The sequence below is a fragment of the Rudaea sp. genome, from assembly GCF_036560865.1.
Classification (GTDB): Bacteria; Pseudomonadota; Gammaproteobacteria; order Xanthomonadales; family Rhodanobacteraceae; genus Rudaea.
In genome coordinates, this window is sequence record NZ_DATBQK010000080.1 from 1 (window position 1) to 8,886 (window position 8,886).

An 8,886-nucleotide genomic window follows, 5' to 3' on the forward strand; every position below is an offset into this window, starting at 1 on the left:
GCCTCTATGCAGAGCAATTCTGCAACTACTGGCGTTTTCTTCTTTCCGGCCAGTGGTACGCCAGTTTGAAGACACATCGTGAGAACGTGTGACCCTTCCGTCAAGCGACCCGGACCGGCCAAATGTCCACGCAAGCAGCCATTGAACTGTCCTCCACGCTCACGTGCCCGACTTGCGGCCATGCCAAGACCGAAGTGATGCCGACGGATTCGTGCACCTATTTCTACGAGTGCGATGGCTGCGGAGATCTGCTCAAACCGTTGCCAGGCGATTGTTGTGTGTTCTGCTCATATGGCACGGTCAGGTGCCCACCGATTCAAGCCGCAGGCACATCGTCCGGGTGTTGCTGCTGACTTTCGCTCCAGCGACGCCGCGAAATTCGAGCGTCAGAGCGCAATTGGTAACATACTGTTCGAAGTCGCGCTCGGGACGGCCTGCCGTTTCGCGCGGAGACAGATGCTTCCAACGCTGAATTGCCAGGGGACGCACATGCCTATCATTGCCTTTAACAGCGTAACCGATGGGCTCGACCCCGGTCGAAGAAGCCGCGAGCATTTCATCGCCAACATCGATGTCGACGACGATCGCCTCTGGGTTCCCTACGCCGAAGGTGTGTGGTTCCAGCCTTGCTGCTTCAACGTCACTTCCGGCGGATTCAGCGTCATGCTGAAAGGTCTCCCCGGCGCAAAGCTCGGCGTTCACTACCACGTCGGCACCGTTCGCGGGTACACGATGCGCGGTCACTGGCGCTACCTGGAGCATGACTGGGTCGCGAAGCCCGGCACGTTTATCTACGAGCCGGCCGGCGAGGCGCACACGCTGGTCATCACCGACGACTCGCCGGAACCGGCGTTGATCCTCTTCATGATCGAGGGCGGCCTCATCTATCTGGACAAGCCGGTCGACGGCAACTTTGCTGCCTACGAGGATGGATTCACCGCGCTTGAGCTGAGTCGGAAGCATTATCGCGAGACCGGCATGGACGTCGGCCAGTTGGACCTGCTGGTGCGCTAGAAGACGGCGTCGCCAGCAGCAGCGCCTGTCGGCCCAGATACTGGCGACCACTCGTAACACCAGCGTCACAATACGGCCCGAATATGTCCACGATGTGGCCCCTCGTCGCTGCATGGTTACCGCTGCGCCGTCCGCCCAGAGCAACGTCTGACTGCCCAAGAGGAATTCACGTGAACCCAGCGGATCTGTTTCGACAGGAAACCGACACTATCGATCTGTCGCCTGGCCAAGCGGTCTTCCGCCAGGGTGAGAAGGGAGACTTCGTCTATGTCGTGCTGGATGGCAGCGTCGACATCATCGTCGGCACGGCGGTCGTCGAGACCGCGGAACACGGCGCCGTGCTCGGCGAGATGGCTCTGATCGACGACTCGCCACGGTCCGCCTCGGCCGTGGCCAGGACCGCAAGCCGTCTGGTCAAGATCGATCGGCGGCGCTTCCAGTTCCTCGTTCAGCAGACGCCGAATTTCGCGATCCACGTGATGAAGGTGATGGCTGAGCGGCTGCGCAAAATGGATCGCCTTCTTGCCGGAGCGATCGGTCCGGTCTAACCTCGCTGGATGAGCGTATCGAGCTGGTTTTTCTGGGCACTGGCTTCGGCCGTGTTTGCGGCGTTGACCGCGATTTTCGCCAAGGTTGGTATCGAAGGCGTCGATTCGGATCTCGCGACCTGGGTTCGCACGGTCGTCATCCTCATCGTGCTGAGCGGATTTGTATACTTCGCCGGCAAGTGGAGCAATCCGGCCGAGCTGTCGTCGAAGACCTGGGTGTTCCTGATACTGTCGGGCCTGGCGACGGGCGCATCGTGGGTGTGCTATTTCCGCGCGCTGAAAATCGGCAATGCGTCGCAGGTCGCGCCGGTGGACAAGTTGAGCCTCGTTCTCGTTGCGGTGTTTGCGTTCGCGTTTCTCGGCGAACGGCCGTCGCTGCGCGAATGGTTCGGTATCCTGATGGTCGCCGCAGGCGTACTCGTGCTGGCGTGGAAAAAATAATCCGGCGAACCACGCCGCAGGGGAATCGATGAGCGCAGCCAAGGTTCGCGTGTGGAAAAAGATCGTCGTCTTCTACGCGCTCACGCTACTGTTCAGCGCGCTGTTCGAACTACTCGACCGGCGCGCGCCCGGCAACGTGATCCTGATCACCGGCGTGATGTGGTGCCCCGGACTCGCCGCGCTTTTGACCAAGCGCTTGTTTGGCGAAAGCGTGCGCGATCTGGGTTGGTCCTGGGGTTCGGGCCGCTATCAAGTCTGGGCCTACCTGATTCCATTGCTGTATGCGCTGCCGGTGTATCTCGTCGTCTGGTCGAGCGGCCTCGGCGGTTTCTACGACGCCGATTTCGTCGCCAAGGCGGCGAAAGAATACGGACTCTCCGATCTGTCGATTCCGGCGGCGCTGATCGGTTACGTGCTGTTGTCGATGAGCGCTGGTTTCATTCCGAAAACCGCGCGTGCGCTTGGCGAGGAAATCGGCTGGCGCGGTTTTCTCGTACCGGAGTTGGCCAAGGTGACGAACTTCGCAGGCGTCGGCCTGATCAGCGGGTTGATGTGGGCGGCTTGGCATTACCCGTCGATCCTGTTCAGCAACTACAACGAAGGCACGCCGGCGTGGTACGCGCTGGTCTGCTTTACCGTGATGGTGGTGTCGTCGGGTTTCATCGCGGCCTGGCTGCGACTGCGCTCGGGCAGCGTGTGGCCGGCGGCGATCTATCACGGCGCGCACAATATGTTCATCCAGCTGATCTTCACACCGCTGACCACGAACACCGGCAACACCGCGTGGTATATCGACGAATTCGGCGCGGGGCTCGCGATCGCCAGCTTGATCGGTGCGATCATCGTCTGGCGCAAGCGCGATGAACTACCCGTGCTGGATCAAGCCTGAGCCAACGATAGAAAATATTTAATCGTCGCTGTCGATCCGGGCCGCGCCTGTTCGATTAGAGGACGGCACTATCGCCGCTATCACCAAGGAAATCCCATGCAGTACTTATTGCTTATCTATTCGAACGAAGCCGAATTCGGCGCCCTCAGCCAAGATGCAATGAAGACCATGATGACCGACTATCGCGCATTCACCCAGTCGATCATCCAGGGCGGCCAGTTCAAGGCCGGCGACGCGCTCAAGCCAACCGCGACGGCGACCACTGTACGCGTGCGCGGCGGCAAGATCGCCGTCACCGACGGACCGTTCGCGGAGACCCGCGAGCAGCTCGGTGGCTACTATCTGATCGAGGCGAAGGATCTCGACGAAGCGATCGCGATCGCCGCACGCATCCCCGGCGCAAAGCACGGCAGCATCGAAGTGCGGCCGATCATGGTTTACAGCTGAGCGTCGGGTGGCGCGCACAAGCTCGTGATCGTCGCCGGGATCGAAGCGGTGTTTCGCCGGGAGGCGGGCCGCGTGCTCGCCACCCTGATCCGCGTGCTGCGCGATTTCGATCTGGCCGAGGAAGTCCGCGCCGAGGCGTTTGCCGCGGCGGTGGCGCAGTGGCCGGCCAGCGGAATTCCTGAGAATCCCTGCGCATGGCTGGTGCAGGTCGGTCGCCATAAGGCGGCCGACCACCGACGCCGGCAAACGCTCTTCCAGACGCAAATCGCGCCGGAGGTTTTGGCAGCGGCGGACTCGTTCGATACATCCGACGATATCGATGAGGCGCGTTTCGGCGACGATCGTCTACGCCTGATTTTCACCTGCTGCCATCCCGCGCTGAATATCTACGCGCAGATCGCGCTGACCCTGCGCACGATCTGCGGCCTCACCACCGAATCGGTCGCACGCGCGTTTCTGGTCAGCGAAGAAACGATGGCGCAGCGCCTCGTGCGCGCGAAGAAGAAAATCCGCGACGCGGGTATTCCCTACGAAACGCCCGCGCCCGCCCTGCTCGATGAACGCCTCGACAGTGTGCTCGCGACGATCTATCTGATCTTCACCGAAGGCTATGCGGCGACGTCCGGCGACACGCTGATGCGCCAGGAACTCTGCAACGAAGCGATCCGTCTGGGCCGCCTGCTCGACACGCTGTTGCCGAACCGCTCCGACGTGCAGGGCTTGCTCGCGCTGATGTTGCTGCACGACGCGCGCGGCGCGGCGCGGGCGACTGCGACCGGCGACATCGTTCTGCTCGAGGACCAGGACCGCGCGCTCTGGGACCAGACGCAGATCGCCGAAGGCGCGACCTTGCTCGAACGTGCGCTGCGCACTGCGGATCGCATTAGTCCGTATGCGGTACAGGCTGCGATCGCTGCCTTGCACGCGCACGCGCCGCGCCACGCGGACACGGATTGGCCGCAGATCGTCGGGCTCTATGAGGTTTTGCTGCGCATGCAGCCGACGCCCATCGTCGAACTCAATCGCATTGTCGCGATTTCGATGCTCGACGGTCCGGCGCGCGCGCTCGACCTGCTCGATTCGCTCGCCGCGCGCGCCAGCTTCGACGACTCGCATCTGCTTGCCAGCGTGCGCGCGAATCTACTGCAACGCCTGGGTCGGCGCGAGGAAGCGGCCGCGGCCTACCGCGTTGCCCTTGCCGCGGCGAAACTCGAACCCGAGCGCCGTTTGCTGGCGGGCCGATTGGTCGAGCTGACCGGTGCCGCATGAAAAAGAGCATAGTCATCCCGGCATCGATTGCCGGACTGCGAAGGCAGGATGCCGAAGCGAACATCTCGGAGCGAATGGCCCGGAGGGCAAGCCGCGGATGCGGCGAGTCACCCAGACTGCATGGATGCCAACTCATTGAGTGATTGCAGGCTGCCATCCTGACGCCTGGATCCCGGCAATCCATGCCGGAATGACGAGCATCTTCACATGAATTACAAGCTGGTCAGGAATTAAGGGAACGGGCGGATCGATGCTGTGCGGTTTGCTGATGTGGGAATGAGCCCCTCCCCCTTGATGGGGGAGGGGTTGGGGAGAGGGTGACGCCTGCGCAGCAGGCGCCTGCGGCGCCTTCCCCTCTCCCGGCGCTGCGCGCCACCCTCTCCCGCAAGGGGAGAGGGGAAACAGCCATTCGGGTTGTGCTACTTACTGACTTCTGAGTAATCGGCCTTTCGGATACCCAACTCTTTCGCGACGCGCGCAGCGACAGTATACGAATCGCCAGAGGGTTGCGTCGCGTACTGTTGCCGGCCACGATTCCACGCGTCGCCGAGCGCAAACCAGTCGATCGGCTTCGCCGCAACGCCGGTGCGCAGTTCCTCGGCGAGCGCGGTAAAGTATACTTCCCAGCGACGCCGGTAATAATCGCGCGTCAAGCCGGCCCAATCCTTGTTGCCGTAATCGTGCAGGTCAGCGCCTTCGCTGGCTTTGCGGTCGCCCCAGGTGGTCAGGATCGAGCGCGCGTCGTAATCGAGCCGCGTGCGTTCCTCGGCGGACGAGGCCCAACCGCGCACATGGTCGAGCCATGTGCCGACAAGAAAGTAGCGATTGGTCGAGAGCAGCTGATCCTGCAGGTCGATCAGATGCAGCCAACGCCGTGTCTGCTTCTCGAAGCGCTCACGGTCCTTCGCATCGAACGCGGATTTGATCTGCGGCAACAGCAGCCGGCTTTCGTTGGCCAGAGTCTGACGCGCGATGTCGACCAGATCGTATTGGTAGGTTTCGCTGCCGCGCAGCGCGGGATCGACCTGGAGCAGCTCGGCTAGCGCGCCGGCGAATTTCCTGGCGTCATAGCGCAATGCCACCGGCGACCAGTGCGAGGCCTGAAAGGCGGCCAGGCTCGGCTGCGCATTGAACAGCGATTCCTGCCCTGCCTCGCGCTCGCTGTTGAACTCGACCTGATCGATCCGGATGTTGTACGCGGTGTCGAGCAGGATGCTCCACGCCGCGAGCGCATGCGCATCCGCCGCGCCATACCGGCGCCGCACATAATCTGCGGTCCACTTTGCCGCATCGACCGGTTCGCTACGCCAGGCCATCTCGGTGAACAGGTCGAAAGCGAACGGATTGCTGTCCATGCCTTCGGGAAACACGGCCGTACCGATCAGGTTCGAATTGGCGCGCGCCATGCGCGGCAGGCGCTCGGTATAATTGTGGATATTTGCACCCAGCGTCGTGCGCCCGCCGAAGGCCCAGATACCGCCGAACAGGAACGGCGCACCCTGAAAATCCTGCATGCGATCGTCCCGCGGCACGCGGTCGTGGTCGATATCGATGATGAACAGCCGGCTGCGATCGACACCAGCCAGCAACTCTGGCTGCGGATTGCCCTGCCAGGCGAGCATCATCCATTTCGCACCCGGATGCGCGGCGTCGAGCACGGCCTGCACTTTCGCAGCCGCCTCGCGCACGGGTACATCGCCCGATGTACCGCCCTCCTGGAATACTTCCATATCGTAGATCGTCGAATTGCCGAACAGCGCGCGCTGGTGGCGATAGAACGCGGCAGCGATTTTCGCGAACATCGGATCGCGCGGATCGAGCCAGCCCGGACGTGTGAAGCCGGCCCACTCCCCTTGCGCGATCACATGCGCGGCGGGAAATTTTTTCTGGAAATCGGCCGGCACGATACCGTAAAAACCCGGCAGCACCGGCGTGATACCAAGCTCGCGCAGGCGCGCAATCATCTGCTGCGCGGACTGCACGCGTTTCTGCATCAGTTCGCGGCTAAGCGGCCCGTTGAAGCAGCACAGATTGCCCATCAGTTGCCAGTTCTGATGCGCGGGCTGGGTGATCCAGCCGCGAATTTCTGCATCGGAATAGCCGAACTCGCGAAACGTCTCATACAGCACGGTGTCCATGCCGCGCTCGACGATCATCGCGTTGATCCCGCTCAACGCATACAGGTCGATTTCCTTTTGCCAGCGCGGCCAGTCCCAGTACGGCATCGTGTAGCCGTCGGTGTTCTGGTTGAGCGCGTAGCGATACGGATACAGAGCTTCGTGCTCGATCGTCGCGTCCGGCAGCGGCAGCGTATGCGCGCTGCCGAGCCGGTTGCCGTTGGTCGAAACCTGCAGCTGCGCCACGTATTTGAGATACCAGTTCACGCCGAACAGCAGCGCGCTGGTCGAGCTGCCCTCGATTTTGATGCGGGTATTCGCGCTGGAAACACGGAAGCGCTCGCGACCATCCTTGGCTTCGATCGCACCGAGGTCGATTTGCGCCGATCGCCCGGCCAGCACGCGTTGCACGACACCTTGGGCGGGACGTAAATCGAAGCGCGGTGCATCTGCGCATTCGGCGATGGATACAAACGCGACCAGCAAGACGCCGATGAAATGCATGGCAGGGCTGCGCACGCTGCGAATCATGACTTCGACCAAAGCGCCCGCTAGCCGCCCGCTAGCCGCCATGCTGGCGCCAGTACTCGGCAAACAGCACGGCCGCACTGGCCGAGACGTTCAGACTTTCGACTGCGCCACTGCCGGGAATGGTCAGGCGCAGGTCCGCGCGGCGAATCTGTTCCGCGGACAGGCCCTCTCCTTCCGCTCCGAAGATCAGCACAAGCCGCAGCGGAAGGCTACTTTTATACAATGGCGCACCGTCGCGTGGCACTGTCGCCGCGACCTTGAATCCGGCGTTGTGCAGCAGCGCGAGCACGTCCTCGCCCGCATGCGCCTGCGCGAGCGCAACGGACTCCGCACCGCCTTCGGCCACACGCAGCGCCGCACCTGACAGGGCCGGCGCGCCTGCCGGCAGGATCAGGCCGCGCACGCCGAAGTTTGCCGCGCTGCGCAGCATCGCGCCAACGTTGTGCGGATTGCCGACGCCGTCAAGCCAGATCAACAATGCAGGCTGGCTCGGCGCACAGGTCTGCAGCAACTCGGTCAGCGACAACGGCGCCTGCCGGCGTACGTCGAAGCACACGCCTTCGTGATGTTGCGCCTCGGTCAGGCGATCCAGATCGTCCGACTCGACGACCCGATAGCCAATGCGGTTCTTGACGCACCAGGCGAGCACGGATTTGAAATCGGCGATGCGCGCCTCGGTCAAGTATACTTTGCGCACATCCTGCGACCGCCGCGCAAATACGGCGAGGCAGGCGTTGCGTCCGTAGACGCGGATTTCCTCGCCGCGCCGTGTTGCGGGGGCGGGCATCGCAACCTCCGCCTGCACGTGGGCAGCTGGCCTTGCAGCGGGTTCGCGCGTTGTTTGCGGCTTTATGCGCGCATGCTGCCACGGGTTGTCGCCAGCGGGATTTTTCTTGTCCATGCGCCTATGCTAACTGCATCGCAGGCGGATGGGTGACGCCATGTCCTCATCGATCGAAATCATCGAAGCAGATATCACGACGCTGCAAGTCGAGGCCATCGTCAACGCAGCGAACGAGACATTGCTGGGCGGAGGTGGCGTCGACGGTGCCATCCACCGCGCTGCCGGACCCGGTCTGCTCGTGGCCTGCCGCGCACTGCCGCAAGTCAGACCGAATGTGCGCTGCCCCACCGGCGAAGCGCGCATCACGCCGGGTTTCGATCTGCCGGCGAAGTATGTGATCCACACGGTCGGTCCGGTCTGGTACGGCGGTGGACGCGGCGAGGCGGACTTGCTCGCCGGTTGCTATCGCGCTGCGCTCGCGCTGGCCGTAGAGCAATCGATCCGTAGCATTGCATTTCCGGCGATCAGCTGTGGAATATTTGGCTATCCGGCCGAACAGGCCGTCGCCATTGCGCTGCATGAAACGCAAGCGTGGTTGCCGACGCTGCCAGAGCGCGTGCTGTTCTGCTGCTTCGGTTCTGCGATGGTCGCCGCTTACTGCCGCGCAGCGGGAAGCACGTCGACGTAGAGGTTTGCAATCCGCCTCACACGTTCAGATGGCCAAACATGCGAACCGTCGCACTGCACCGCAGCATATTAGGTATTCCTTGACTTGGTCAAAGTGGATTGTTAGCGTCCGCACGCTTTCGGACCAAACCATGGGGTAAAGTCCGCGCACGCGACGCT

The 8,886-nt window shown here is 62.6% G+C and carries 10 protein-coding genes; 8 read left to right on the forward strand and 2 right to left on the reverse strand.

Features of this window, described 5'->3' with window-relative positions:
• The first annotated feature begins 122 nt into the window (after positions 1–122).
• The 7 genes from VIE67_RS08385 to VIE67_RS08415 all read left to right on the forward strand — a co-directional run bounded on the left by VIE67_RS08385 (position 123) and on the right by VIE67_RS08415 (position 4,608).
• On the forward strand, positions 123–353 hold the full coding sequence (locus VIE67_RS08385) for a GDCCVxC domain-containing (seleno)protein (protein ID WP_332025156.1): 231 nt from the start codon (positions 123–125) through the stop codon (positions 351–353).
• Between the two features lie 136 nt (positions 354–489).
• A complete protein-coding gene (locus VIE67_RS08390; protein ID WP_332025158.1) occupies positions 490–1,014 on the forward strand; it encodes a 2,4'-dihydroxyacetophenone dioxygenase family protein in 525 nt (174 codons plus the stop codon).
• Between the two features lie 170 nt (positions 1,015–1,184).
• Positions 1,185–1,562 carry a cyclic nucleotide-binding domain-containing protein gene (locus VIE67_RS08395; protein WP_332025160.1) on the forward strand — a complete coding sequence of 126 codons (378 nt, stop codon included), beginning with the start codon at positions 1,185–1,187 and terminating at the stop codon, positions 1,560–1,562.
• A 9-nt stretch (positions 1,563–1,571) separates the two neighbouring features.
• Entirely contained in the window at positions 1,572–2,003 is a 432-nt protein-coding gene (locus VIE67_RS08400) for an EamA family transporter (protein WP_332025162.1), read from the forward strand.
• Positions 2,004–2,031: 28 nt separating this feature from the next.
• A complete protein-coding gene (locus VIE67_RS08405; RefSeq protein WP_332025164.1) occupies positions 2,032–2,892 on the forward strand; it encodes a CPBP family intramembrane glutamic endopeptidase in 861 nt (286 codons plus the stop codon).
• Positions 2,893–2,988: 96 nt separating this feature from the next.
• Complete coding sequence (locus VIE67_RS08410; RefSeq protein WP_332025166.1) at positions 2,989–3,339, forward strand: YciI family protein; 351 nt, start codon at positions 2,989–2,991, stop codon at positions 3,337–3,339.
• 24 nt (positions 3,340–3,363) lie between these two features.
• On the forward strand, positions 3,364–4,608 hold the full coding sequence (locus VIE67_RS08415; protein WP_332025168.1) for an RNA polymerase sigma factor: 1,245 nt from the start codon (positions 3,364–3,366) through the stop codon (positions 4,606–4,608).
• Positions 4,609–5,027: 419 nt separating this feature from the next.
• Here VIE67_RS08415 and VIE67_RS08420 read toward each other — a convergent pair whose 3' ends face one another.
• Both VIE67_RS08420 and VIE67_RS08425 read right to left on the reverse strand, forming a co-directional pair.
• The gene (locus VIE67_RS08420; protein WP_332025170.1) at positions 5,028–7,244 is read right to left on the reverse strand and encodes an alpha-N-acetylglucosaminidase; all 2,217 of its coding nucleotides are present in this window, start codon (positions 7,242–7,244) and stop codon (positions 5,028–5,030) included.
• Positions 7,245–7,287: 43 nt separating this feature from the next.
• Positions 7,288–8,043: a TrmH family RNA methyltransferase gene (locus VIE67_RS08425; protein ID WP_332025171.1), complete on the reverse strand. Its 756-nt coding sequence runs from the start codon at positions 8,041–8,043 to the stop codon at positions 7,288–7,290.
• A gap of 154 nt (positions 8,044–8,197) precedes the next feature.
• On the opposite strand from VIE67_RS08425, the gene VIE67_RS08430 reads away from it, so the two are divergent.
• Positions 8,198–8,728: an O-acetyl-ADP-ribose deacetylase gene (locus tag VIE67_RS08430; protein ID WP_332025176.1), complete on the forward strand. Its 531-nt coding sequence runs from the start codon at positions 8,198–8,200 to the stop codon at positions 8,726–8,728.
• Positions 8,729–8,886: the final 158 nt, after the last annotated feature.

Excerpts from the sequence above, each read along its gene's own strand:
- VIE67_RS08390 (WP_332025158.1), top strand. The coding sequence starts at position 490 with ATGCCTATCATTGCCTTTAACAGCGTAACCGATGGGCTCGACCCCGGT.
- VIE67_RS08410 (WP_332025166.1), top strand. The coding sequence starts at position 2,989 with ATGCAGTACTTATTGCTTATCTATTCGAACGAAGCCGAATTCGGCGCC.
- VIE67_RS08400 (WP_332025162.1), top strand. The coding sequence starts at position 1,572 with ATGAGCGTATCGAGCTGGTTTTTCTGGGCACTGGCTTCGGCCGTGTTT.
- VIE67_RS08405 (WP_332025164.1), top strand. The coding sequence starts at position 2,032 with ATGAGCGCAGCCAAGGTTCGCGTGTGGAAAAAGATCGTCGTCTTCTAC.
- VIE67_RS08430 (WP_332025176.1), top strand. The coding sequence starts at position 8,198 with ATGTCCTCATCGATCGAAATCATCGAAGCAGATATCACGACGCTGCAA.
- VIE67_RS08385 (WP_332025156.1), top strand. The coding sequence starts at position 123 with ATGTCCACGCAAGCAGCCATTGAACTGTCCTCCACGCTCACGTGCCCG.
- VIE67_RS08425 (WP_332025171.1), bottom strand. The coding sequence starts at position 8,043 with ATGCCCGCCCCCGCAACACGGCGCGGCGAGGAAATCCGCGTCTACGGA.